The organism is bacterium (Candidatus Blackallbacteria) CG13_big_fil_rev_8_21_14_2_50_49_14 (assembly GCA_002783405.1).
Classification (GTDB): Bacteria; Cyanobacteriota; Sericytochromatia; order UBA7694; family UBA7694.
In genome coordinates, this window is record PFGG01000050.1 from 1 (window position 1) to 24,888 (window position 24,888).

Sequence of the window (24,888 nt, forward strand, 5' to 3'; positions counted from 1 at the left end):
CAGGTTGAACTTTTGTCAAAAGCCAATTCAAAAGTGTGTCTGCCAGGTCTTGAGAAAGCCAAGCATAACGGTTCAGAAAATCGTAAATAGAGCTAAAATGCTCTTGGGGTGGTTTCTTACGAATCAGCTCTGTTATGGCTTTTGGCCCAGGCACTTCTAAAAATCCTTTCATCAAGCGTACAAAATACTTGAAAGCAGGACGTGTGAAATTTCCAGCAAACTGATTTAAAAATTCGGGTATAATTTCCATTGGGCGTTCTCCAAAGGTTTAGTCACTTTACAGAGTACGCCCTCTTCTTTGGAATTTCAAAATCTCCGAAACTACAGTGTATTTTCCAATGTTTGAAGTAATGTCAACAATAGCAAAAGATATAAAAAGGCATTGAAGGATGAAAATACGATTCGATTTAAAAGAAAGCATGTGATGAAGCGAATTGCAATTGTTGGGAATGGTGGAGGCGGAAAAACCACCTTAAGTCGTGGCTTAGGTGCCGCCTTAGGGCTGCCTGTTTACCATGTCGATTCACTTCAATTTCAGCCAGGTTGGAAGGTGACTCCCCAAGTTGAAACTTCGCAAAAATTGGATCAGATTGCGCAAACGAATGCCTGGATTATTGACGGTTTTGGTACAAAAGAAGTGATCGAGCGTCGATTTAATGGGGCGGACACGATTGTGTTTGTGGATTTTCCGCTCTGGAGACACTATGGGTGGGCTTTTAAGCGTCAAATGGGATCGTTTAAAAAAGTTCGCGAGGAGTTGCCCGAAAACTGTCCTGAATTTTCACTGCAATATACCTGGAAGCTGTTTCGTGCGATTTGGAGAGTTCACAAAGAATACAGGCCCTGGTTCAGAGAAAAAATTCAAGCTTTGCCTCCAAGCACCCAATGTTTTCATATCAAATCCAAGCAGGACTGGCAGAAATTTTATGCCCACTATTGTGAATAGTAAGTCGCATTTTGTGTAATAATTATGCAAAGGACATTCAATTGATACCGTATTATTCTTTGACTGAAGTGTTAAATTTTATTATGGATGTAAAATTTGAATATGAAAAGATATATGCAGTTCATTCATTTGAGCGACTTGGCTTATTTGAGTGCTTAAAAAGTACATTTGAAATAAATACCGTTGCATATATTGGTTCTTCAATCCATATTACTCCTTCTTTTGTATTTCAAAATGTAACTTACATAGATAAGAGTGATTTAACAAAATGCTTTTTTAAGGAAAAGAATGAATTAGTTTCATACATAAATACTCGAAAACAATATAAATTGAAACCCTACATTCATTTCATAGACGATGACTATAATCAAGGTGAATTGTTTTCAAGATCAGAATATGACTTAGTATTGGCTATAAATTCACCTAATTCATTAAATGCTGCACTCAAAATCGTAAAATCTAAAGGTTTACTGCTTTATTTGCCATTACCTCAAGAGGCAAGTTTGTTAACCTCGCAAGCTAAAATTAAATCTATTGGTTTTATTCATAAAAAAGGAAAGAAGTATATTTTTGAAAAAGATGAAATAAATCAAAGATTAAAAAAGAACTACAATAAGAATCTAGTCTTTGTTGAAAATAATGAATATCATGTATATGAAAAAGTGATATGAGGTAAATCCAATATTTAGTTGAAAATTTGGACAAAGTTAAGATAATTTCTGGGCCTTTAACTCCGAGAAAACGGATTTCATACAGCATTCTTTCGTTCAGAATCTGCAGGAAGTCTTTCCCTTGCACTATTTTGTTGCTAGTTTATTTTAAGACTTTGTCCTATTTGGGGGGGAAGAATGCTCTTGGTATACTGGCAAAACGGTTCACGCATTGAGTAGATCTTGGCTTTCTTCGACACACTGAATCATCTGATGGTATTTAGCTTCTAGCAGGCGATATAGTTCATTGTGGGAATCAAGATCATCAAGTTGATCGGCTATCAGATCACAGCGATCCAAAAGATGCTCTAGATCCAGATCCTCAAGATGGGCTTTATTTGTAGAAATTTCGTTGAAGATGTTTCCTATTTGTTGGTGAATTTTTAGCCCAGATCGTAGCTGAATCTCACTCTGTGATAGCTGTATATAGTAGGCTTCAATGGCTTGGGTGTCTTCAAAAAATGGATTGATATCAAAATGCCGATCAAGCTGTTCCAGCTTTTGCTGAATGAGATGACATGCCGATAACCAGGACGGTATTGCAGTTTCAAGCTTTGCCAGCTGTGTTTCCAACTTTTCCAGATCAGCGACAATTGCATATTCAGTCATTTGGCTCTTAATCTGTTGCAAAAGCCATTCCATTTGGCTATAGAGAACCTCTGGATCATAGGTCAGGGGCTCCGGCTTTTTTTTAGGTAGGTAGGGAAGGGGTTTGCCCTTGTCTAAAAAAAACTGGAGATCCTGGGCAAAGGTAGAATGGGGTGACAGTTCTTGGCCTTTTTTTAGGTATTTGACTGCTAACTGAGGTTGTTCCAAGGCAAAATAGAGGTAGGATAGCAATAAATAGGGTTCCGCTTGATTTTTATCATATTTTAGCGTTGTTACCAGTTCTTGAATTGCCTTCTTTAGCGTTTCTTGCTCCAAATTTTGGCGGTATTTTTCCAGAAAATCAAGGGCAAACTGGTAATGTTTTCTGGACTCTTGTTGTCTCTGTTCTGTAGGATTTTTGAGTTGGGTTTTGACTGCTGCTAAACTTTTAAAGTCAATCATTTTTTTATCTGGCTCCGAGTCTGAATAGGTGCTACCATGGGTCTGAAAATCTAGGTAATTTCAGAAATCAGACAATCTATGGAGAAGGTTATTTCTTTGCTCTTAGCTGTATCTATTTGATTTACCTTATTGTACTATAAGTCTACAATTGTTCTGAGTTTAATTTCTTTGTGCTGATACATTACAATAAAGAGGTCTCATCTCATATGCAGGTAAAACCAGACACAACAACACTTCTGTTGCATTCCAACGCAATACCTCAGCACTCACAACAGCCAAGAGTGAACCCTACTCCCCCCCTGGCTCTGACTGATCGGCCATGGAGTGAAATGGAACGACTGGGAAGCACTTCTCCGGACAAAGCTGCTCGCCTAATTCGCCAGGAATCCGATATGCAACACATATTTTCGTCTTCCAATCTGTTCAGTGCTTCGCACAGTGGAATGGCTATCCAATTGCCCATCCTCCTCCCCTCTCTCGAGAGTGGGGAGAGTTCTCATCTTTCTTTGGATCTTGTTCACAAAATGCCTTCGAATCTTGAAATTGTTCCCTTTGTTCACCCGATCAATCAGAAAGCCGAAGCATTATTTAAAGATATTCAGATCTCTGTTGGGCTTCAGTTTTCAGATAGGGTCAGGCATCTGTGCCCTCAGCCTGCCTATCTGGCGGGTGGCGCAGCAATTAACTTACATTTTCCCACAACCTCCCGCCCTATTCAGGATATGGACTTTCGGATTGATGGCTCATCCAGTATTCCCCATTTTAATTGCAGTGGCGGAAAGAAATTGATCGATGGGCTGAACAAGGCGATCAAGGGGATTGCTCTTCACCCAGATTTAATCCGCGAGGCCAGCGAAATATTAGCTTCTCCCGATGCAAAACATTTATCCCCTGAAATGATCAAAAACTTAGAAAAGAGTGTCACTGCTCTGCACGGGCTCTCTGGTGGGCAGTTTCATTTTAATGGGGAGGATGCCTTGACGATTAAGAACCCCAGTATCTATGGGGTTGAAGTCAGCCTTACTGTTCATCAGGGCTTTGCCCACGAACTTCCTGTTCCATTAGGGGATACAGGTCTCTTGGGTTTGCACCCTGTAGATTTGTTACAAGACAAAATCAAGACAGCGATTACGCGGACAAAGACAGGAGATCAAAGTATTAAAAAGGTGGCTCAGGATCTGTTTGATGCCTTGACAGTTGCGGGTCATCTGGATGTCTTTGCCACAGGGGTTCGGGGAGTGATGCCTCACCTTTTGGCCAGAGAGCCCCAATACCAAGTTGCCAACCTGGAGACGACCGTTCTTCCTTATCATGGAGATCCCAATGCAATGGCTTTGCGAATGTTGGATCGTTTTGTGCGAACCTTGGAATCCCATATTGGCCCTGGTTCACATGAACTCAGAGGGGTTAAGTTTATCGAGTTGACCAGGCATTGTCCTGGTGCCATGGAGGAAGGACTCAAGCTTTTGAGTCTCAAGCCTCAGGTGGATAGTGGGGTCAGCCAAATGCATGATCACCATTGGGATCAGGTCAGCTATGTTCTTTTTCAAGTTTTGGACATGGCTGCGGGCCGATCAGGACTGGATACATCGAATATGAGTGTCCATCAAAAACTGGCTCTGGGCCGGGAAATGCGCCACACAGATCGCATTATTTCAACCATTATCCATTATGCGGATGACTTGGATCTGAGCAGTTGGTTCCAGATCTGGAACGCAACCTTGCGTCCACCCGCGATCCCTGAGCACTTGCCTGGAGTTGCCAAGCCTTCCCTGGTCTCTACAACGATCAATGCCCATTCCAGTGTGGATGAGATCATGGCCTTGTTGCCCAAGGGTGCCACGATCTCTGATATGGATAAGGTTTTGTTTATAACCCATCATTCAGGTGGCCTGCGCCCCTTGACGAGTATGGACCCACAAAGCATTCAGGATGCTTTTGGAATGAGTAAATTAGCTTTTAATAAAGCTTATCAAGCCCTGAAAAAACGCGACTTGGTTTCTCCACAAAATGAAGGCTTAAAAATGGAAACTTCTTTGTATCATCTGTTTCTTGACCCTGACAATTCTCAGACTCAGGCAAATCAAGTGAACTTTCCCCATACCTATCAAGCTTTCCAGGACTTATTCAGTGAACCTCTTCCAGACTTTTAAGCGGGTACAGTGCGCCCCTTCGTCAAGATAGCTAAATCACGCAACATGAACTCCCTGGCCTGAAAACGTGTTAGAGTCTGCATAAAAAACCTGATCGGGTGTTTTATCTGCTAAAGTTTGGTGATACCTCCTCTGGTTGTAAAACTAGACGTAGAGCTTGATTCCAACCTGCAATTCCAATACATTTTGGTAGTCTTTGAGATACAGGTCTTCGTAGCGATGCTCGCTCCATTTTTTTCCGCCCAGTTCACCTTGAGAGTGCATCTGAGTCTTATTCTCTCAGATCAGGAACTTAAAATCACGTTATCGCTGTCCGATTTTGGGGGAGCAGTATACTTGGGTTTTCAATTTAATTTTTTCAACACGGGCAGAGAATCAATGCTATATTTATACAAAGAGATCCATTCCCTGCCTTGATCAAAAATGAGGAAAGCTCACTGAGCCTGCTGAGCCTGATGAATGCCCTCAGCAGATAACTTAGCCCTCAGGATGCTGATAGAGATTTATGCTGCAAAATGATCGTGAACTGATTTTAGCGGGTTCTGAATACCAAGATTCCCTTACCGATTTACAGTGGGCGCGCCAGGGGCCCCATGGCAACTGGGCAATTCGCCTTTTGGGCTTTGTGCTTCGCAAAGCTTTCCGCAGAGGCTGTTCCAGCATTACCTTTGACAAGCCCAGTTTTCAAGCGGCCATGGCCAAGATTGACGATGAGCAGCTGGTGGTGCTGGCACCGACCCACCGCAGCATGATGGACTTTTTGGTCTGTTCCTATCTCTGTTATGCGCACCCTGAACTGAAAATTTCAATTCCCTATATCGCCGCCGATTTGCAATTGGGGCAATTGCCTTTTCTGGGCTGGCTGCTGAAGCAGGCCTATGCCTTTTATATCAAGCGGGGCCAAGGCAAAGCCGATCCCGAATTGAATGCCCAACTCAGACAATTGGTAAGCTCAAAACAAACCCTTGAAATTTTTATCGAAGGCACCCGCAGCCGGGCAAGGCAGTGTTTGCCACCCAAGCGGGGCTTGTTGCGTGCGCTGCAGGCCACGGGTGTTTCCTGTACGCTTTTGCCGATCACCATCAGCTATGACCGCATTCCTGAAGAAGAAGCCCTGATGAAAGAGCTGCAGGGCGGCCCCAAGCCTTTAATGCGCATGGGCCCCTTGCTGAAATGGTTTCAAAAATTAATCCAGGGGCAGATTCAGATTGGCAGGGTGCATATGGTCTGCGGTGAACCGATTCAAATGGGGCCAGACAGTGATGTGCCTGCTGTCAGTTATGCCGTAATGCAGGAATTGCAAAGGCACTATGTTGTTTCAACCTACCATTTGCGCGCATTTTTGCACCACCATCCAGAATTGGGAATCAGTCTGCAAAGCCTGATTTCAGCTATTCAAGCGCGGGGAGGAACGGTCATTGAAAGCCCACTCAGCGATGTTTCTCAGGTGGCGTTAAAAACTGAGTATACCCTGCGCTGCCAGTGGTTGCATTTGTTTTACCCTGATTTGCTGGCACTTTACCCGCACCATCCAATTGTTCAGCACCATGTGCATAGCCATTGCTTTTCAGAGCGCTATCGCCAGGTGGCAGAACCTTTGCAAAATGAACAGGAATTGGCCCTTTTAAAATCACTTTTTGACCCCCTGTTTCAAGCCTATGCCCGGCTGATTGAAGTAGCCTCTCAAGACTCAGGTCAAGGCTACCCCCATCCCCGTGCTTTTGTCGCTCAAAATCCAGACTGTTTCTTGCCCATGGTAGAAGAAGCCCTGGCCCACCTCACCGATACCCAAATTTTGATCAAGCGCGATTCGCATGCAGGTTTTGAAAAGGGAGAAGCTTGGGCCAGTCAGATTGAACGCTACCAAGTGCCGTGGGGAAAAAATCTGGTTTCAAAATCCTCGTCACGCTGATTTTGTTCTGTCGGGATATTGTCTCATGGGCTAGCTTTGACTTCTAGAAAAGCAAGATGGGTTTGTGAATGCTTTGGATCTTTCGTTTTACTGCTTTAATTTTGGGGGGCAAAGTGCTAATCTGAAGGGGCGAACAGCCAACTGAGGTTAAACCGATGCAAATCTATTCAGTACTTGTCATTTCCCCTGTCTACAGTACCCGTGAAATGATCGCCCGCTATCTTTCGTCTGAGAATTTAATTGTCTATACGGCTGAAAATGCCCGTGATGCGGTGCCGATCATTGAAAAATTGCCTTTGCAAGCCGTGATCTTTGAATTGGATTTGGATCAGGCTTCGGGCTTGGATCTCTTACTCTGGCTGAATCAACGCCATTCCCATTTGCATCCCATGTTGATTTGCGATCCCCATGATACAGATTTGATTCAAATCTTACGTTCGCAACGGGCCTCTGTGGTTTCACGCGATAATTTAAATCTTCAGGCCATTCGCAACCGCCTGCAAACCATGCTGAAATTTCCCAGAGGAACCACCAGTCTGTTTGAGCAGGTCAGCTTGTTTGAATTGGTACACTTGGCCTCCCAGGCGCAGACCTCAAGACGTTTGAGCATTCGCAGCCCCCAAACCGATGCCAAGGCTGAACTCACCTTTCAATTGGGAAGGGTCAACCATGCCTGTTTGGGAGAGCAAACCGGGGAAGAAGCCTTCTTTGAAATTATCCGCATGAAATCTGGGCGTTTTGAGGAACTCAAACAGAAAGCTGAAGTCCCCCAGACGATTGGGGCCAGTTTGAATCAGCTCATGTCCAAATCCTCGCTGCGGGTAGACGAGGGGGGCGTGAAAATGCCGACCACCTATTGTACAGTGCTTTCTGATGACCTCAGTTTGGGGGATTATTTGAGTGCAACCTATCCAGAAGCTGAAATGGAGCTGCTCTATACCGATCATCCTGAAACAGCGTTGAATCAACTTAAAACCAAAGCAGATTTGTTGATTATTGACTTGGATTTGCCAAACTTTGATGCCCAAGCCTTTTTAGAAACGCTGCGTCATGAACGGGTGGCCATGAATGTCTTTTTAATGGGCTCCCAATTTTCAGCCCCTCTGCATGAATGTTTGAAACGGGAGCATGTGCACCGCTTTTTTAGAAAAAATCTGCAGTTCAAAGAACTTGGCGATTTGATCCACCACAATTTTCTCAACCAGCAATTTCAGGGACGGATGTATAATCTCTCGCTTTTGGGGGTGCTTGAAACCTTTGTCTATTTCAAACAGCCCCGCCTGCTCGAAATCACAGATTTTCTCACAGGTCAGACCGGCCAGATCTTTATGGCTGAGGGCGTAATTCAGCACGCTGTTTATGATAAGCAGGTAGGTCGCGATGCCCTCAACGAAATGATGCAGATTCAAAGCGGGATTTTTCAACAGGAAACCTATTGGGCACCCGCATTTTTCAGCTTAAACGTACCTGTGGGCCGTCTCTTTCTCTATCTCAACCGCATCATGTCAAAAGTGCAGGCCCCCCAAGAGCTGCCGCGTGATCTCTTGCTGCAAAATGGCGCGGTGATTTCCTTGCAACCTGAAAAGCTTTCCTATCTCTTGGCGGTCAGCCAGGGTTAGCTTTGCTGGCCTTGCAAAAATAGCAAGCTTGAGAAGCTGAGACTAGCGTTGAAGATCTGATTCAAGCAGGTAATTTTTTTCATGTGTTTCCTGTTTGGTTTCATGGCTTTTCAGATCCAGGCTATAGAGTTCAAAAGAACCGTCACGGTTGGAAGAAAAGAGAATTTTCTGATTGGAAACCCAGCTGGGAACGCCATCCCAAGCTTTGTTTTCGGTTAGACGGGTGGTTTTTTGCGTCTCCAATTCAAACAGGTAGAGTTCATTGTTGCCGCTGCGGTCAGAGACAAAGACGATGGCTTTGCCATCGGGGGAAAATTTGGGGGTGCGTTCAGCTCCTGGGTTGGGGCTCAAACGCTTCCAAGCTTTGCTTTTTAGATCCAAGAGGTAAAGATCGTCGTTGCCCGCTTTGTCTGAAATAAACACAATTGATTTCCCATCGGGGGCCCAATCTGGTTCGGTATCCATGCTCGGGGAGTGGGTCAGGCGGCGAAGGTCTTTGCCCTCTTTGTTCATGAGATAGAGTTCTTCATTTTTATCGACTCGCTCAGAAACAAACAGAATCTCCTTGCCATTGGGTGACCAGCGAGGATGTTTGTCGGGATAGGGGTCATGGGTCAGACGAATCAGATTGCTGCCATCGGCTTTCATGCGGTAAATTTCGTCATTGAATTCGCGGGTGGAAATAAAGACAAGTTCTTCGCCATCGGGGGACCACTGGGGTTGGCGTTCGATTGAGGGATATTTGGTGAGATTGACCCAGGGCCCCTCAGGATTTTCGCGCACAAAGATATCCCAATTTCCCTCTTTGGCGAAAGCCGCTGCCAGTTTTCCTGATTTAGCAGGGCTGCACCCCTGTGCAGCCAGGAAAAGACAGAGCAGCCCCAGGGCCATGCTCTGCCAGGATTTGAGAGATAGAAACTTATTTGACATCTTTTTGTACCTCCCCTATTATAAGGAAAAATGGGTATGATGGAATCTATCGCATACTTTCTTCCTGCAAAGGTCACTGATGAACAGACCGCTTAAAAAAATCGGTATGGCTCTATTCTGCGCCTGTCTTATTTTGGGCAGCAGCCAAGCGCCTGGGCAAACTCAGGAAAAACGCTTCAGAATTGCCTTGTTTACCCCGCGCAATGATGAATTTTGGACGCTCTATGCCAATATCGCCAAAGCTGCCTGTGAAGATCTGGGCATGGATTTGGAGTGGCACCCCGCCATGAACAAACCTGAGAGGCAACTGGCTGATGTCAAAGCCGTTCTCAGTCGTCCGGGCCCCAAAATTGATGCCATGGTGTATAAAAACTTTGATGGCACAGCCGGTGAGATCATGGCTTTGGCTGAAAAAGCCAAGGTCTATTCACTGATGGTTGAAGAAGGCTATACCGATGCTGAGCTTGAAAAATATGGGGTTCCCCGTTCCAAATTCAAGTATTGGATTGGCGAATTTTTGCCTGATAACCAGGATGGGGGCTTTGAGCAAACCAAGGTGCTTGTCCGTTTGGCGCATCAAAAGCACCGTTTAGACAAGCACCAGCAAATTCAGATGGCCGTTGTGGCGGGCAATATGGTTGAAGGCAGTTCAACAGAACGCGTTTTGGGCATGCACATTGCCTTGCAGGAATATCGCGAAGTTCTCCTGCATCAAATTGTAGCTGGCTATTGGAAGAAGGCAGTGGCCTATCGCAAAACCCAACGTCTGCTTCAAGACTACCCAGAACTTTCCACCTATTGGACAGGCAATGATACCATGCCCCAAGGGGTGTATCAGGCGGTTAAAGACTACCGGGCAAAGCATCCTGCTTATCCCCAGGCGATCATTGGCGGGTCGGGTTCAACACCGCCGGCAGGGTTTGATGTCGAAACGGATCGAATCCAGGTCACGGTGGGTGGGCCATTTTTGCTTTCAGCCTTTTCAATGGTGTTGCTGCATGATTTTCTGCACGGAATTGATTTCGCTGAAGAGTCAACCACCATGCGCCTCTGTTTTTATGTTTTTACCCGTGAAAACGTGCATGCCTATACCAGTACCCTGGGCAAAGCTGAATGGAACAAAGTCAATTTTGCCCGTTTTTCAAAACATCTCAATCCTGGGTTGACCAAATACGATTTTGGCTTTGGTCAGGTGCTTGAGCAGTTCAAGGCCTTGCCAGACCCGATGCGAATTTCAGAATTTTCAGGAATTAAAAATGAATCGCTTGGATCAAAAATCGCGCAGTAAACGCAGAAAGTCACTTAGCCAATCGCTTTACTGTGAAAGGGAAAGGCCTTTGATATTTGGCGAATCGGGTTTGCGATATGTTTCTGGTCTATGCTTGAGCGGGCTGTTTTCCCAAATCGCTATAATTGGGTTCAAAACACACTGAAGACCCCGTCTGAAGAGCGAATTCCAGCCTGAGCCCACCGCAGGCAGTGGGGACTGATTCCTCTCTCCTTCAGGGCCTGGAAAATGGTAAAATTTAAATTAAATCAACGTAAGGCAAGTGATCGATTCACTTGCCAAGGAGCTTGCGATGCAAAATATTCAAGAATTATTGACCTCTCTTGGAATCGAAAAATTATCTTCCCCCTGTTCGACAGGTTTGAACTGGTTTGGCAATACTGAGTCTCAGATTGAATCGGTTTCTCCAGTCGATGCCAAGGTGATTGGCAATATTGGCAAGGCCAGCCCATCAGATTATGAAACCCTGATCCAAACCGCAGAAAAAGCCAAGGGGCCTTGGGCCAGTATGCCTGCCCCCAAGCGGGGCGAAATCGTACGCCAGATTGGCAATGCTCTGCGTGAAGCCAAAGAAGACCTGGGCATGTTGGTTTCCTATGAAATGGGAAAATCCTACCAAGAGGGCCTGGGCGAAGTTCAGGAAATGATTGATATCTGCGATTTTGCAGTCGGTCTTTCACGTCAGCTCTATGGTTTGACCATGCATTCTGAGCGCCCCAATCACCGCATGTATGAACAATGGCATCCGCTGGGGGTGGTGGGCATCATTTCAGCCTTTAATTTTCCTGTCGCTGTTTGGGCCTGGAATTCAATGATCGCAGCTGTCTGTGGCGATGTTAGTATTTGGAAACCCTCTGAAAAAACCCCCTTAACGGCAGTCGCTTGCTTTCATATTATGGCCAAAGTCTTAAAAGACAATCATGTGCCTGAAGGTGTCATGAATCTGATTGTGGGAGATGTTCATCCGATTGGTGAAACCCTGATTGCCGACCCCCGCGTGGCTTTGATTTCGGCAACCGGTTCCACCCGCATGGGCAAACGTGTAGGCGAAGTTGTGGGGGGCCGTTTGGGCAAAGCGATTCTTGAACTGGGCGGCAACAATGCGATTATCCTGACCCCCGACGCGGATTTGAAAATGGCCTTGCCTGCAATTGTCTTTGGTGCAGTGGGCACCTGTGGTCAACGCTGCACCTCGACCCGCCGTCTGATTATTCATGACTCCATTTATGCCAAGGTCAAAGAGATTATTCTCAATGCCTACCAAGGTTTGAAAATTGGCAATCCGCTCGATCAAGACAACCATGTTGGCCCCTTGATCGATCAGGATGCCGTTGAAATCATGCAAAAGGCCCTGCAGGCGGTTAAAGCTCAAGGTGGAGAAGTGGTCTATGGCGGGCAGCGTCTTGAAGGCCCAGGCTTTGAAAGTGGTTGCTATGTCATGCCTGCCGTGGCAGAAGTCAAACCTGAAATGGAGATCGTGCAGAATGAAACCTTTGCCCCGATTCTCTATCTTACCCGCTATTCAGGCGATGTAACCGAAGCAATTGCGATTCAGAATCAGGTCAAACAAGGACTTTCTTCTGCCATATTCACCACCAATATGCGTGAATCTGAGCGCTTCCTGAGCTGTATGGGTTCTGATTGTGGCATTGCCAATGTCAATATTGGAACCTCGGGTGCCGAAATTGGTGGTGCCTTTGGCGGTGAAAAAGAAACGGGCGGAGGCCGTGAATCGGGTTCTGATGCCTGGAAAGCCTATATGCGTCGTCAGACCAATACGATTAACTATGGTTCCGATTTGCCCCTGGCCCAAGGGATCAAATTTGATATCTAAGTTCGATTGCGTTTCAACAGGGTCCTCTTCGGAGGGCCCTGTTTTGTTGCCCAGGCTAAACAGAAAGACACACCTGGCGTTTGCTGAGAATTGATAGCCAATCCGAGAGCCCCTTATACCCCGGCTCAGATTGGCTCCCCAAAGATTTGGTTTTGAGTCTGAACCCTTGGGGGGGGCTTGAACTATGGCTCCTCCCAGACCCTTGCCTCTTCCTCTTGATTCGCAATCGGCGCAGTGAGGGTTTCCAGCTCAAAAACTGAAAGGGCGTGGCCTTGGGCTGGAGGAGCGTTCAAACGTGCTGAACGCTGATCCTGAGCAAAGATCACACTGCTCAGTAGGTTTTCAAGCAGTTCCTGTTCGGGCTGCACAACAGCTCCCGGAATCTTCGTGGCTTGCGGGGTTTTCTGCAAGCGCAATTCAATTTCCGTTTCAAGAGCTTGCAGGGCTGGGCCCGAATAGCTGTTTAAACCGTCTCGAAACCGATTGAGCGCATAGCCTCTCTCATTTTCGGGCAGGGCCAGCAGTGAATTTAGCAAATGCTCAAGTTGGCCGGGTGTCGCTTGGGCGTGAGCAGGCGATGTGTGCTGAGCGTTCAGGGCCTGAGACTCAGAGGGGGGGAGCGGAGAAATATTCATTGAAGCAGCCTTCTTTCTACCAATTTTTGGCACCCATCAAGATATTTTTAGCAATCACGGTGGTTCCATCCTGGTACATATCATCCATGGTCTTATAGAGGGCCTTGAGCGTATCTTTCGGAACCTTGTCAATGATTGCTTTCAAACGTATTGCCAGGGACTCTGCCAAATTATCTGAATCCCAGGTCCATTTGACAGCAAGATCAATAAACAATGCGTCAAATGCCTGCCAACAACCTGCTTTTGCCAGAGATTCAAGCTTTTCTGCCGCCTGTTCAACACTCCAAGTGGCTTTGTCTTTGCTGATTAAGTTTTGAATCTGCGTTTCAATTTTATCCTGTTGACCCAAGGCCAGCGCTTGAAGCAGTTTCAGCATTTCAGCTTTCTCCAGTTTCTCGGGGTTTAAACTGAGCAGCAGGGTTTTAATTTCTTCAGAAATCAGGGGGTTGGAGCGCATTGCGTCTTTTAAGGCCGCCGTACGGAAGGCTTCCTGTTTGTCGGCACTCAGGGTTTCATAGCCATGTTTGACATATACTTGGGCCAGTTCCAGGGCGGAATTTTCAAGTTTTAACTGTATTTTGACCTTGTCCCCAGCGATGAGCGCTTCAAGCAAAGCTTTGTTTTCTGCCGCGTTCAAAAATGCGCCCGGTCTGACATTCAGAATCTGACTCAGGGTTGTCTGCGTGATGCTGCCTTTTTTGACGGCATCATAGCCATTTTCAATCAGGCGCAGCAATTGAAAGGCTTCATAGGCTGAAGAGCAACGCTTGAGCTGCTGTGTGATTTCTGTTGCTTGGGCTGCACTCAGAGGGTGTTTATTACAGGTATTGCGTAAGTATTCAAGAGCATAGGTTCCCAGTTTCAGATCCTTGAACGCATCCCCGATCTCCGTTTGCTGGGCAGCTGAAAAGCTTGTCTTCAGTTTGGGATCACGTTGCATTTGTTCGAGGGGCGTACGATAGCGATAGCTTGCAATTTCTGGGTAGGCCTCGGTTTTGGCCATGGCACCTGGCAGAAATTCAAGTGCGGGTTTGAGCTGGTTGGATTCCTTGGGCAGGCAAGCGCTGCGCAGACGATCCTTAAATTCATCCAGGGGCATGCTTTGCAATTCACCCCAGGGATTAAGCAAATAGACTGTTTTGGCAGCTGCATCAATTTTGCTGACAATCACGCGGTGTCCACCGTCATCCCATCGCAGGCCGACCGAAAGGGGAGTTCCCGCATCGATATGGGCTTTCACTTTGGCATAGACTTCTGCTTGGGTGGGTTTGGGCTCGCCTTCAAAAATCGAATAGTTCTGATAATCCCGAAGCGGAAAGAGGTATTGAATCAGGCGGGTTGTCTCACTGGAGTATAAGCCGCTGTGCGCATCAGAATGTTTATCTGTGGCATTGTCATAGTTCAGCTCCTTATTGGCATACTCCATAAAGGCCGGTTGAATCAGTCTGCCGCTGATGCTGCGTCCGCTCAGATCATCGGTTAATGTGCCAGGCTCTCTTTCAATACTGCCATCATCCACTTTGCCGTCTGGGCTGGCCAAAGCTTTGACGATATTTAAATATTTGCCAGGGTCTTGAAGGGCCAAGAGAATTTGAGCGCTGGTGGCAGCGCAGGTGCCGCGTGCATGTTGATTGATCTGGTGGGGAAAGGCGATATCCTGTAGAGAACTGCGTAAAAGTCCCATTCTTTGGGGCTGTAAATCTGCGTGGAGTGGGGCTTTTTTTAGATCTTTTATGGCCTTGTAAACACCATAGCTGAGTCTGTTGGTGTTGATCAACTGCACAACAGAGGACAAAAGGCTGTTGACATAATGGCCTTCTTTTCCTTCCCCGATCACACCTCCGCCTACGGCTCCTCCCCCGAAGCCCTGAATATCTGCAGCGATCAACTCTTTTAAGGGGATATCCGCCAAGAGCTTGAGCAGGGCAGCTTGCTTGTTTTTACTGTAATGCGCAAAGGCAGGAGCCGACTGAAGCAAAAAACGTTTCAGCAGTTCAGATTTTTTATTTTCAGCGGGCAAGAGGCCATTTTTAACTTCTTCATTGATTGTTTTGCCGATTTGGCGCAAGAGATCATGCGATTTTTGATCCACAGGATTCAGTTTTGCATCGGCTGGTGCGCCGGGGGCAAATTTGGCAAGGCCTTCGCTGGGTTGAGAAGAATGCCGGATTTGGTCGAGTAAAGGAGCGGCTGCATCAATTAAAATATGTTGCTGGCGTGGGTTCAGTGGGTGTGCTTTTTCAAGACTTTCAAGCAAATGTTCTTTTTGCAGGTTTTCAAGTGGAATGACCAAGGCTTTGCCATTTTGAAGGGGAACACTCAAAAGTGCTTGACTGGAAGCCTGATAGCGGTGGGGATCAACCATGACCTCTTCAAGCGGAATGGGGTTTTCATGGTTTTCGAAAATCACATGGGGTTGATTCTCGAGGCTGCTTTGGTGTAGCTTGGCTAAGGTTTGGGCATTCAAGCCTTCACGCAGTTGGGGCTCATAAAAATGAAGGCGCTGATCAAGTTCTAAACTCATGCTTTGCTCCTCTGTATGCAGAACGCGCTAAGTTTAGTTTAGACTTTTTCAAAAAAGAATTCACGCTGCTTAGAACAAAGAATCGCTTGATTCAGATCATTTTATTTCAAGCGCTATCCCCTTTAATTCTGGCGCAGCGCATTGGTATAATGACCCTTCAAAGAAAAATTTCTCCATTTTAAGCTGCTCTTGTTTTTTTCATGCGCATACCAATGGAAATCAAAAAGGAAACCCCATGACCGTTGCTGTTCTGACCCAACCGATTCGAAATGTTGCCGTAATTGCCCACGTGGACCACGGCAAAACCACCCTTGTAGACTGCCTGCTTCGTCAGAGCGGGACTTTTCAACCCCATGAAAAACTGCAGGAACGCGTGATGGACTCCAATGACCTGGAGCGTGAACGCGGGATTACCATTCTTGCCAAAAACACGGCGATTGATTACTACGAAACCCGTATCAATATTGTAGACACCCCGGGTCACGCGGATTTTGGCGGTGAAGTTGAGCGCGTGCTGGGCATGGTCGATGGTGCGCTGCTGATTGTGGATTCTGTTGAAGGCCCCATGCCCCAGACCCGCTTTGTGCTGCGCAAGGCCTTGGCCCAAAACCTGAAGGTGATTGTGGTCGTGAATAAAATTGACCGCCCCTTTGCCCGTTCGACTGAAGTTGTAGATGAAGTGCTTGATCTCTTTATTGAATTGGGTGCCAGTGATGAGCAGTGTGATTTTCCCTTGATTTATGCCTCAGCCGTTCAGGGCACTGCCACCGTTGACCTGGAACACCCCCGTGCAGATATGCAACAGCTCTATGACGTGATTGTAGAGCACGTTCCCCCGCCTGTGGTGCACCCTGAAGAGCCCTTGCAACTGCAGGTTGCCAATATTGATTACGATGAGTACGTGGGCCATATTGGCATTGGCCGTCTGATTCAGGGCCAATTGCGTTTGAATGATCGGATTGGGGTTTCAACCCTTGAAGATGGCATTCGCCAGGTCAATGTCAATAAGCTCTATCGCTTCAAAGGCCTGAAACGCTATGAGATTACAGAGGCCATTCCGGGTGATATTATCGCTTTCAGTGGTTTGGGAGAATTGCATATTGGTGAAACCCTGGTGGATCTCAACAACCCCATGCCCCTGCCGCCGATCAAAGTAGACGAGCCCACCCTGCAAATGACCTTTGCTGTGAACGACAGCCCCTTTGCAGGCAAAGAAGGGGAGTTTGTCACCTCTCGCCACCTGCGTCGCCGCCTCTACCGTGAAATGCTGAGCAACCTCAGTTTGCGGGTCGAAGATGGCGATACCACAGATCTCTTCTATGTTTCTGGCCGGGGTGAGCTGCACCTGGGTATTTTGATTGAAACCATGCGTCGTGAGGGTTTTGAGTTTCAGATCAGCCGTCCCCGCGTTATTTTTAAAGAAATTGATGGTCAGAATTGCGAACCCTTTGAAACCCTGGTTCTCGACACCCCTGCGGAATACGTGGGTTCCTGTATTGAAGCTTTGGGTCGCCGCAAAGGCGAAATGGTGCATATGGAAAGTGGCGAGCAGAACCGTTCGGTTTTGACCTTCTCGATTCCTGCCCGTGGTTTGATTGGCTATGCTTCTGAATATATGCGCATTACCAAAGGTGAAGGTATTATGAGCAGTACCTTTGAGGATTATAAACCCTTCAAAGGGGAGTTTGAGCAAACCCGCAATGGCGCGATTTGGGCCATGGAAGCCGGCACCTGTTCAGCCTATGCCCTGCAAGGTTTGGAAGACCGTGGCTTTTTCTTTATCGGCCCAGGTACCGAAGTCTATACAGGCATGATTGTGGGGGAACACAACCGTCCCCAGGAATTGCCCGTCAATGTCACCAAAACCAAAAAATTAACCAATATGCGTTCTGCGGGTGCCGATGAGCTGATTCCGCTCAAGCCCCCCCGCCATATGAGCTTGGAAGAAGCCATGTCGTATATCAAAGACGACGAGCTGATCGAAATCACGCCCAAGCATATGCGTTTCCGTAAAAAGAACCCCAAGCGCTAAGCCCCATGCCAAGCTCAGGGAGTGCCGCCAGATTGCCCGAACTCGGGTTGATTGAAGGCTATTATGGCACGCCCTGGAGCTGGCAGGAACGCCATGAAAATATGTCGTTTCTGGCAGCGGCGGGTTACCGCTTTTTTCTCTATGCCCCCAAGGCCGATGCCGGTTTGCGCCGGGAATGGCAACGTCCTTTTTCAGACTCTCACTTTGCTGCGCTTGAAAAGTTTTCTCAGGCCTGTCAAACCCAGGGGGTGCGTTTTGGCATGGGGCTCAGCCCCTATGAAATCTATTTGGATTTTAATGCCGAGGCCCAGCAGGCGCTGGCAGCCAAACTCGAAGCTTTTAATCGACTGGGCGTGCGCGATTTGGCCTTGCTCTTTGACGATATGCGCGGAGATATTCCCCAACTGGCGCAAAAGCAGATTGAAATCGTTCATTGGGCTGCCGAACGCAGCCAGGCCGATCGGATTTTGGTTTGCCCCAGCTATTATTCCGATGATCCTGTGCTCGACAAGGTCTTTGGCCAACGTGACCCAGACTATCTCAGCCGCTTGGGGCAGGGGCTTGACCCTGCGATTGAAATTTTCTGGACGGGTGAAGAGGTCTGTTCACGGGCTTTTTCAGTGGGGCATTTGCGCCGTGTGGCCCAGGAGCTGAACCGCAAACCCTTTCTCTGGGACAATTATCCTGTCAATGATGGCCAGCGCATGTCGCAATATCTCTATCTGCGCGGCTTTACAGGTCGCCCCGCTAAAATAGCCGATGAGATTTCTGCCCACGGGATCAACCCCGCCTTGCAGCCGACACTTACCCGGATTCCCGCCTTGAGCCTGATAGAAAGTTATTTGCAGGGCGAAAATTATGAATACCGGGCTGCAGGTCATCGCGCTGCCCGGCAGGTTTTAGGCCCAGAATTGGGAGACCTGCTGCATGAGGATTTACTCACTCTCCAGGATATTGGCCTGGATCGGCTGGCTGAAAAGGCCGCTTGGCTGCGTGAAAGGTATTCTGGTCAAACTCACCCAGGGGCCCGCGAGATTCTGCGTTGGCTGGATGGAGCGTACCGCATCAGCCAGGAAATGGTTCAAACCCAGTAACCGGTCAGTTTTATCGTTTTCGCTACATTTTTCTGGTAGATCTTTTCAATTTGAGAAGTATAGACTTGAGCTGCTTCATTCGCTATATTGATCCCCACCAGTGATTGGATCAGAGGGCCTGTGTGACCTATATCTTGTCCAAAGCGAACGACATTGAGCATTTCTTCAAGAGACCCTTGGGGAGTTTGCCCAAACTTGACAGAGCTGGCATTTAGCATTAGTTTGGCGTGAATCTCTTCTATCCAAATCGCAAAACGCTGAAATTCAAGGGCTCAATTCAGTGTTTGAGTGGCTGGAATTGTGATTATACTGAGAAAGGGATTTATTGCTGCGCATAGGCAGAAGGAAGGGCACCCATGTTAGAAATACGCGCTTTTGAGGATGCCGATGCTGAACTGATCTTAAGCTAGATCGGCAATTTTCAGGAAAATTTTTTCTGGTCAGGACTCAAATCCTATCCCTTAGAACCTGAGGTCTTTCAGACCTGGCAGATAGATCCAGATATCCAGGCGTTTTTGGGACAGATCCAGGGGGAAACGGTTGTTTACGCTGAGTGGATGTTGAACCCCGATTTGGGGGAACTTGAAATCATGCGCTTAATCGTTGCCCCAGAGCATCGTGGCAAAGGGGTTGGAAAAGCCTTTCTTCAGAGTTTGCTTAAGCAAGTGTCTGAATTAGAGGCCTCTTTTCCCTATCGGGCAGCATATGCACGCATTTTTCCCCAAAACGATGCTGCTCAACGCTGTTTCTCGGGGGCAGGTTTTGATCGGGTTTCCCCTGAACGCGAAGCCCATTTCAATCAATGGGACAGCGTTGATTTTGTTTGGCTGGAGCATTTTTTACAGGTTGAGGCTATAGCTTCATAAATCAAGAGCCCTTGCGGGCCCTTGATTTATTGTGTTGCGTAGATAAATATTAATTTTATTTAGAAAATTAAGATATTTAAGCTGTATATAAACTGAGAAGTTTATTTTCTGCTTCAAACGCGGAAGAACTGTTACAAAGTACAGATCTGCCGCATAGAAGTGAGCTTTATTTCAGCTTTTGGGCAATCTTCAAGAGTTCCAAATACTCTTGAGCGAGCGCACTCTTACGTTCTCCGAGCAGCGCCAATTCCTGACTGACTTGGGCGCTGTTCAGCTCATTTTTCAAAAACCTCGGCAAGAGGGTGACAAGATGCGCATCCTTGATATTTTCAAGATCCTTGCCGATTAGCTCGCCCACTGTTTTTTCAACCCATACCAATTTGGGTTGATAGCTTACAGGATCGGTATAGGCGATTGAAAGCCTGATTTTTTGCTCCAGGATCGTGCTGTCCCCAGGAGCCTGCATTTGTTCTAAAAAGAATTGCGAGGTATTAAAAGAAAAATTAGAAGTCTGAACTTTTTCGGCTTCCTGTGAAGACTGTTCAGCAGCACTGACCGCACGTTTCAAGGCTTTGGGATACTCCAGCCGGAAGCGTACATCCCGTGCAGCGACATTGATCAGTCCCATAAAGCGTTCGCCCATGGCGCGTTCCACATCGCCGAGGGTGATCATTGAGAAATAGGCACCTTTTCCTGCTTCGGTCAATTGATTGAGAAAAGCCTCATTAAAATTTTGTCCAAAACCCAAGCCAGAGAAGTAAATTCCTTCAGCGTTGTTGATACGGGTATAGTAGGAAACCCGGTTCACATCCGTATCACCGGCATTGGCGTAGGCATCGGTCAGCATGATCACGCGGTTGATCTTGTTGGGGTCATAGTATTTATTGGCAAGGGCATAGGCCTGTTTCATGCCTGCCTCTAGATTGGTTCCGCCTTCAGGGGTCATGTCCATGATGGTTTTTTCATAATCGATTGACCCATTCAGCTGATAATTTTCAAAGCGCACACGGGGTGCGTCTGAAAAACTTACCAAATTGATGATGTCACCTGCTTTTAGATTTGCTTTTAAAGCTTTTAAGCTGGCTTGAACCAAGGACAGTTTGCTGACACCTTTTTCGGGTTGAGAAGGTTCTTGCATGGAACCTGAGACATCGACCACCAAAGTTAAAACCAGGTTGCGACGTTGGGCCCGACTGATCTGAGGAGAGGAAACATGAGCCCCAAATTCATAGTTTTCAAGCCCAGTTTGTTCGCCCGCAGGATATTTCCAAATGCCCATTGAAATTTTAAACAAACCGTGAGATTCCTGGGCTGAAGAATCAAACCGGGCTGAATTGAGGAATTCCCAAGGACGCAGCAAGGTTGTACTGGGTAAATATTGATGTGAGAGCGCATATTTGCTGAGTTCTACCCCAGCTGTACTGGCTGAGTCATCATAACTGAAAAAGAAAAAGTCAGAGTTTGCCAGGGGGGCCGGAGTTTGCTGGGGAAAGGGCGTTGCTGTGGGTTCTGGGCTGGGATAGGGGGTTATCTCTGGCTGTGGTGTGGGCAATGGGGTGGGGGCCATGGAGGGTGTGGGCGTCGGGCTTGGAATAGGGTAGGGGGTTTGACCTGGTGCAGGAGTTGCCGTTGGGGTCACGCCCACCTGAAAATCATAGCGGTTAATATCGCTATTGCCGAATTTATTCGTCTTTGGAATTTCAACCCTGCGCAAGATGGAGTGATCAGTCAATACTGCCGTGATTTCAACTTCAATTCCTGGCGGAACATTGTTCATGGCATAGGTGCCTCCTGCCAAACTTGTCGCCGCTTCATAGGGTACTGAAAGATTGAGTGAGCGGGCATAAACCATTCCGCCAAGCGGAAGTCCCGAAGCATCGCTGATAGAGCCGTGAAAGGTGGTTTTTTCAATGATGGAGATGTCTGAAGTGGGAAAGGGCTGTGGAAGGGGGGCTTGACCATTTCCTGGGCTGGGGGGCAGTAAAGCAGGCGGAGAAGCAGGAAGCAAGCTATTTGGCCACCCCCGCGGAAGAATGCCTGAAGATACGCCTGAAAAATTTTGCTGAAGGGACTGGCCTTGAGCGCTTGGATCGGTCGCTGAGCCTGGCTGGCGGGTTCCCTTGGGCAGAGGAGCAATATTACTATTCATATTCCCTGGCCTGGGAGCACTCATTGCTGCAACTTGGGGGGAGTCAATCACTGGGGAATGTAGAGATTGTGTACAGGCGGTGAGACTCAAACTCAGGGTGAGGCCCCAAAAGATTTTCCATTTCATCGTGTTTGCTCCTCGCTTTTTTCTTGAATTTTTTGAAATAACTCGGGATCATAGGCCATCAAAACTGACAGATCGGGGTCTGCTTGCGCTTCACTCAGGGTGCGGTTGCCTGGATCTGTATCCAGCAGGGCTTTTTGCAAAGCCGATGAAGCGAGGGCGAGCAATTTGGGTGCCTGTTTCTGCTGAAAATTCAGACAGAGGCAGACGGCTCGGATATAGTGTAAAAGCCAGCTTTCAGGTTGGTAAATGCTGACCAGATCGAGGGTTGAGAAGGCGGCTTGAAAATCATCGGTCTTGGCCAGGGCCAAAGCCAAAAAAAGCGCTGCTTCGTTTAAGACAATGCCCCCCAAATCCTGCTTGTTTTCAGCCCGAATCACCGATTGAAAAGCTGAAATGGTTTGCTGCCAGACTGGTTTTGACGCTGAGGCATCTAAACACTGCGCCCAATTAAAACTGCAGCGGGCAAATTCGTCGAGAATATACACATCTTCAGGTGCCAGGGAGCTGGCTTCGTGAAGTATTTCACAGGCTTTGCCTAAGGCTTCTGTGCGGTCTTCTTGAGGGATTTCGGCTTGGTGAACCGCCCTGAGAAAATACATTTCCCCCAGATTGAGTTTTAAATCTGAAAGTTTGATATTTTCAGGTTTCAGACTGAGATAGGCCTCAATTGCCTGGTTTTGGGCTTCTATGGCTTCGAGATAATTCCCCCGACTCAACTCCAGCAGGGCCAAAAGGCTTTTTAATTGAAGATGATCCTGGAAGCGTTGAAATCCCATTTGCAGTGCTTTCTGAGCTTCTTCCAGGTGATTGTTTTTCAAAAGAGCCATTACCCAGGTCGAAAAGGCTTGAAAATTATCCTGCTCAGATTCAGCGGCTTCAGCTTTTAGCTCAAGCAGATCTTTAAGCAGTGAAAGATTCGCTTGGTGAATGGGAGAAAAACCTGCAAGTAGCAGCAGTTCATCAATTTGATGGGTTTGATAAGGGCTGAAAAAAAGGGCTGCAAGCTTAAGCACCAATTCCCGAGAGGGTTGACGTTCCCCACTTTCCAACATTCGGATATACGTGGCTGAAACTTCGACCTGGGCCCCCAGTTCTTCCAATGAGAAGCCTCGTTTGGTGCGCAATTCAGCCAATTTTTGACTTAAGGGGGTGGCCTCAATCTGTTTGGTTCGTTTACGTCCCATACTTCCATCCAAATAAAAACAATTTGTTTTTATAATATAAACTATTTGTTTTTAAATTGCAAGCCGAGACAGATACGCTTGATTTACATAAAAAAAAAGAGCCCTTGCGGGCCCTTGATTTATTGCATCGGTTCGGCCAGTTTGCGGGCCGTCATCCACTGCATCAACACAAAAAACAGCAGGCTGATGCTCAAGACAGCAGCCCATGAAACCAGGATGGGCGTGTCGGCATACCCTACAAATCCATAGCGAAAAAGATTGATCGTATGGTGGACGGGGTTGAATTGGCTGAGCATATTCCAGGGCGCAGGCAATTGTGCGATTGGATAAAAGACCCCGGCCAGAAAGATCATGGGCTGTAAGACAAAGGTCGTAACAAAGGTCAGGGCTTCAAAACCGCGTGCCCAGAAGCCAAAGGTGACTCCCAGCATGCCGTATTGCAGGCCGGTAATCAGCATCACAGCCAGCAGGCCCAAGGGGTGGGCAATGCCCATGCCGGGAATGAACCAGATGGTCAGCAATACTGCAACACAGAGCGTAAACAGGCCACGGGTTAAAGCGGCCAAAGAAAAGGCAATGCCAATCTGCCAGGGCTTGAGCGGGGTGACCTGAAGATCGAGAATTGAGCCCAGATTTTTGGCGATGATCAGGGCAAAGCCTGGATTGGAAAATCCAGAATTGACCATGATCATGCCCAAGAGACCCGTATAAATAAAGGCCAGAAAACTGATCCCTTCGATGCTCTTGGTGCTGACCACCACGCCAAAAACAGCAAGGTAGAGCACCATCGAGACAATCGGGCTGAAAACGGTATCGAGCATGAGCTTGCGAAAACGTTTGACTTCACGCGCATAAAGCGCCCACATAAAAGTCATGCTGTTTTTTCCTCTCCGGTAAGTTCAAGAAAAACCTTTTCAAGCGAAGCCACTTCGTTGCGAAACGATTTCAGGTTTTCGCCATAGTGTTCAAGCAGGCAGCGCATATCACAGGGCAAGTCCTCAAAGGGATATTCAAACTCAACGCCGACCTTGCGCACCCCCGGCAAATGTTCGACTTCTGTTTCAAAGAGTTCAAAGTGAATCAGCTTTTGCGAAAATTCCTGCTGAATTTCTTTGACCTTGCCTTCTTTGATGACCTGCCCTTTGTTGATAACGGTCATGGACTCACAGAGCTGTTCCGCTTCTTCAAGATAGTGGGTGGTAAAAATTATCGTGGTGCCCTGTTGGTTGAGCTGTTTGACCAATTCCCAGATTTTTTGGCGCAGGGCCACATCGACACCTGCGGTGGGTTCATCCAGAATCAGCAGACGGGGCTGGTGCAGCAGGGCTTTGGCAATCATCAGGCGACGTTTCATGCCCCCCGAAAGCCAGCGTGCTCTTTCACTCATCTTGTCAGCCAAACCCAGCGATTCCAGCACTTCGGGAATGCGCTTGCGCCGATCTGTGGCAGAAACACCGTACATGCCGCTGAAATAATGCAGGACTTCTTCAACGGTGAAAGCAGGTTCTACGACAATTTCCTGCGGCACGATGCCCAAAAGCATTTTTGCAGCTTGGGTTTGTTTCACAACATCATGCTCAAAGATCTTTATCGGCCCACTGTGGGGGTCGGGTTTGAGTGAGCCGCTGATCATGCTGATCAGGGTGGATTTTCCTGCGCCATTGGGGCCCAACAGACCATAGATTTGGCCTTCGGGAATATGCAGCGAAATATCTTTCACGGCTTTGAGTTCGGGTCGATTGGGGCTGCGATAGGTTTTGTGGACATGTTCTACAGAGAGGGCATCCATTCTGTTTTCCTCACGGTTCTTCTTAACAAGGCAGATAACTTCAGCTT

Annotated in this window: 21 protein-coding genes; 11 read left to right on the forward strand and 10 right to left on the reverse strand. The window is 47.3% G+C overall.

Annotation, left to right across the window (positions count from 1 at the left end):
* Positions 1-250, reverse strand: a 250-nt coding sequence (locus COW20_11865) for a hypothetical protein (GenBank protein PIW47577.1), incomplete at its 3' end; no start/stop codon positions are given.
* Between the two features lie 174 nt (positions 251-424).
* Here COW20_11865 and COW20_11870 point away from each other — a divergent pair.
* Both COW20_11870 and COW20_11875 read left to right on the forward strand, forming a co-directional pair.
* Complete coding sequence (locus COW20_11870; protein PIW47578.1) at positions 425-946, forward strand: flagellar protein FlaR; 522 nt, start codon at positions 425-427, stop codon at positions 944-946.
* Between the two features lie 83 nt (positions 947-1,029).
* Complete coding sequence (locus COW20_11875) at positions 1,030-1,617, forward strand: hypothetical protein (GenBank protein ID PIW47579.1); 588 nt, start codon at positions 1,030-1,032, stop codon at positions 1,615-1,617.
* A 204-nt stretch (positions 1,618-1,821) separates the two neighbouring features.
* Here the strand turns inward: COW20_11875 and COW20_11880 are convergent, their stop codons facing one another.
* Complete coding sequence (locus COW20_11880; protein ID PIW47580.1) at positions 1,822-2,706, reverse strand: hypothetical protein; 885 nt, start codon at positions 2,704-2,706, stop codon at positions 1,822-1,824.
* Positions 2,707-3,098: 392 nt separating this feature from the next.
* Here COW20_11880 and COW20_11885 point away from each other — a divergent pair, with 392 nt between their 5' ends.
* The 4 genes from COW20_11885 (at position 3,099) to COW20_11900 (ending at position 8,390) form a co-directional block, all read left to right on the forward strand.
* Positions 3,099-4,859: a hypothetical protein gene (locus tag COW20_11885; protein PIW47581.1), complete on the forward strand. Its 1,761-nt coding sequence runs from the start codon at positions 3,099-3,101 to the stop codon at positions 4,857-4,859.
* 120 nt (positions 4,860-4,979) lie between these two features.
* On the forward strand, positions 4,980-5,276 hold the full coding sequence (locus COW20_11890; GenBank protein PIW47582.1) for a hypothetical protein: 297 nt from the start codon (positions 4,980-4,982) through the stop codon (positions 5,274-5,276).
* Positions 5,277-5,364: 88 nt separating this feature from the next.
* Positions 5,365-6,771 carry a hypothetical protein gene (locus tag COW20_11895; protein ID PIW47583.1) on the forward strand — a complete coding sequence of 469 codons (1,407 nt, stop codon included), beginning with the start codon at positions 5,365-5,367 and terminating at the stop codon, positions 6,769-6,771.
* Between the two features lie 155 nt (positions 6,772-6,926).
* Positions 6,927-8,390 carry a hypothetical protein gene (locus tag COW20_11900; protein ID PIW47584.1) on the forward strand — a complete coding sequence of 488 codons (1,464 nt, stop codon included), beginning with the start codon at positions 6,927-6,929 and terminating at the stop codon, positions 8,388-8,390.
* Positions 8,391-8,432: 42 nt separating this feature from the next.
* Here the strand turns inward: COW20_11900 and COW20_11905 are convergent, their stop codons facing one another.
* Positions 8,433-9,320 carry a hypothetical protein gene (locus COW20_11905; GenBank protein ID PIW47585.1) on the reverse strand — a complete coding sequence of 296 codons (888 nt, stop codon included), beginning with the start codon at positions 9,318-9,320 and terminating at the stop codon, positions 8,433-8,435.
* A 79-nt stretch (positions 9,321-9,399) separates the two neighbouring features.
* Here COW20_11905 and COW20_11910 point away from each other — a divergent pair, with 79 nt between their 5' ends.
* Both COW20_11910 and COW20_11915 read left to right on the forward strand, forming a co-directional pair.
* Positions 9,400-10,608: a hypothetical protein gene (locus COW20_11910; GenBank protein ID PIW47586.1), complete on the forward strand. Its 1,209-nt coding sequence runs from the start codon at positions 9,400-9,402 to the stop codon at positions 10,606-10,608.
* A gap of 292 nt (positions 10,609-10,900) precedes the next feature.
* Positions 10,901-12,442, forward strand: a complete 1,542-nt coding sequence (locus COW20_11915) for an aldehyde dehydrogenase family protein (protein ID PIW47587.1) — start codon at positions 10,901-10,903, stop codon at positions 12,440-12,442.
* A 182-nt stretch (positions 12,443-12,624) separates the two neighbouring features.
* Here the strand turns inward: COW20_11915 and COW20_11920 are convergent, their stop codons facing one another.
* Positions 12,625-13,077: a hypothetical protein gene (locus tag COW20_11920; GenBank protein ID PIW47588.1), complete on the reverse strand. Its 453-nt coding sequence runs from the start codon at positions 13,075-13,077 to the stop codon at positions 12,625-12,627.
* Between the two features lie 16 nt (positions 13,078-13,093).
* Entirely contained in the window at positions 13,094-15,601 is a 2,508-nt protein-coding gene (locus COW20_11925; protein ID PIW47589.1) for a hypothetical protein, read from the reverse strand.
* Positions 15,602-15,851: 250 nt separating this feature from the next.
* Between COW20_11925 and typA the strand changes: the two genes are divergently transcribed.
* Positions 15,852-17,633 (forward strand): translational GTPase TypA, encoded by a 1,782-nt coding sequence (gene typA / locus COW20_11930; GenBank protein PIW47657.1) that lies wholly within the window; start codon positions 15,852-15,854, stop codon positions 17,631-17,633.
* A 5-nt stretch (positions 17,634-17,638) separates the two neighbouring features.
* The gene (locus tag COW20_11935; GenBank protein PIW47590.1) at positions 17,639-18,727 is read left to right on the forward strand and encodes a hyaluronidase; all 1,089 of its coding nucleotides are present in this window, start codon (positions 17,639-17,641) and stop codon (positions 18,725-18,727) included.
* Here the strand turns inward: COW20_11935 and COW20_11940 are convergent.
* On the reverse strand, positions 18,715-18,945 hold the full coding sequence (locus COW20_11940) for a hypothetical protein (protein ID PIW47591.1): 231 nt from the start codon (positions 18,943-18,945) through the stop codon (positions 18,715-18,717). The genes COW20_11935 and COW20_11940 overlap by 13 nt on opposite strands.
* Positions 18,946-19,137: 192 nt before the next feature.
* Here COW20_11940 and COW20_11945 point away from each other — a divergent pair, with 192 nt between their 5' ends.
* Entirely contained in the window at positions 19,138-19,593 is a 456-nt protein-coding gene (locus COW20_11945; GenBank protein ID PIW47592.1) for a hypothetical protein, read from the forward strand.
* Positions 19,594-19,759: 166 nt separating this feature from the next.
* Here the strand turns inward: COW20_11945 and COW20_11950 are convergent, their stop codons facing one another.
* From COW20_11950 to COW20_11965, 4 genes are all read right to left on the reverse strand, one after another.
* Positions 19,760-21,868: a hypothetical protein gene (locus COW20_11950; protein PIW47593.1), complete on the reverse strand. Its 2,109-nt coding sequence runs from the start codon at positions 21,866-21,868 to the stop codon at positions 19,760-19,762.
* Positions 21,865-23,052, reverse strand: coding sequence for a hypothetical protein (locus tag COW20_11955; GenBank protein PIW47594.1), 1,188 nt, complete (start codon positions 23,050-23,052; stop codon positions 21,865-21,867). The genes COW20_11950 and COW20_11955 overlap by 4 nt, the downstream gene beginning before the upstream one ends.
* Positions 23,053-23,171: 119 nt before the next feature.
* Entirely contained in the window at positions 23,172-23,927 is a 756-nt protein-coding gene (locus COW20_11960; GenBank protein PIW47595.1) for a hypothetical protein, read from the reverse strand.
* Positions 23,924-24,841 (reverse strand): hypothetical protein, encoded by a 918-nt coding sequence (locus tag COW20_11965; GenBank protein ID PIW47596.1) that lies wholly within the window; start codon positions 24,839-24,841, stop codon positions 23,924-23,926. Before COW20_11965 ends, COW20_11960 begins: the two co-directional genes overlap by 4 nt.
* Between the last annotated feature and the right edge of the window lie 47 nt (positions 24,842-24,888).

Excerpts from the sequence above, each read along its gene's own strand:
- COW20_11915 (PIW47587.1), top strand. The coding sequence starts at position 10,901 with ATGCAAAATATTCAAGAATTATTGACCTCTCTTGGAATCGAAAAATTA.
- COW20_11960 (PIW47595.1), bottom strand. The coding sequence starts at position 23,927 with ATGACTTTTATGTGGGCGCTTTATGCGCGTGAAGTCAAACGTTTTCGC.
- COW20_11955 (PIW47594.1), bottom strand. The coding sequence starts at position 23,052 with ATGGGACGTAAACGAACCAAACAGATTGAGGCCACCCCCTTAAGTCAA.
- COW20_11910 (PIW47586.1), top strand. The coding sequence starts at position 9,400 with ATGAACAGACCGCTTAAAAAAATCGGTATGGCTCTATTCTGCGCCTGT.
- COW20_11935 (PIW47590.1), top strand. The coding sequence starts at position 17,639 with ATGCCAAGCTCAGGGAGTGCCGCCAGATTGCCCGAACTCGGGTTGATT.
- COW20_11905 (PIW47585.1), bottom strand. The coding sequence starts at position 9,320 with ATGTCAAATAAGTTTCTATCTCTCAAATCCTGGCAGAGCATGGCCCTG.
- COW20_11950 (PIW47593.1), bottom strand. The coding sequence starts at position 21,868 with ATGAAATGGAAAATCTTTTGGGGCCTCACCCTGAGTTTGAGTCTCACC.
- COW20_11885 (PIW47581.1), top strand. The coding sequence starts at position 3,099 with ATGCAACACATATTTTCGTCTTCCAATCTGTTCAGTGCTTCGCACAGT.
- COW20_11940 (PIW47591.1), bottom strand. The coding sequence starts at position 18,945 with ATGCTAAATGCCAGCTCTGTCAAGTTTGGGCAAACTCCCCAAGGGTCT.
- COW20_11900 (PIW47584.1), top strand. The coding sequence starts at position 6,927 with ATGCAAATCTATTCAGTACTTGTCATTTCCCCTGTCTACAGTACCCGT.
- COW20_11965 (PIW47596.1), bottom strand. The coding sequence starts at position 24,841 with ATGGATGCCCTCTCTGTAGAACATGTCCACAAAACCTATCGCAGCCCC.
- COW20_11880 (PIW47580.1), bottom strand. The coding sequence starts at position 2,706 with ATGATTGACTTTAAAAGTTTAGCAGCAGTCAAAACCCAACTCAAAAAT.
- COW20_11870 (PIW47578.1), top strand. The coding sequence starts at position 425 with ATGAAGCGAATTGCAATTGTTGGGAATGGTGGAGGCGGAAAAACCACC.
- COW20_11920 (PIW47588.1), bottom strand. The coding sequence starts at position 13,077 with ATGAATATTTCTCCGCTCCCCCCCTCTGAGTCTCAGGCCCTGAACGCT.
- COW20_11895 (PIW47583.1), top strand. The coding sequence starts at position 5,365 with ATGCTGCAAAATGATCGTGAACTGATTTTAGCGGGTTCTGAATACCAA.
- COW20_11925 (PIW47589.1), bottom strand. The coding sequence starts at position 15,601 with ATGAGTTTAGAACTTGATCAGCGCCTTCATTTTTATGAGCCCCAACTG.
- COW20_11875 (PIW47579.1), top strand. The coding sequence starts at position 1,030 with ATGGATGTAAAATTTGAATATGAAAAGATATATGCAGTTCATTCATTT.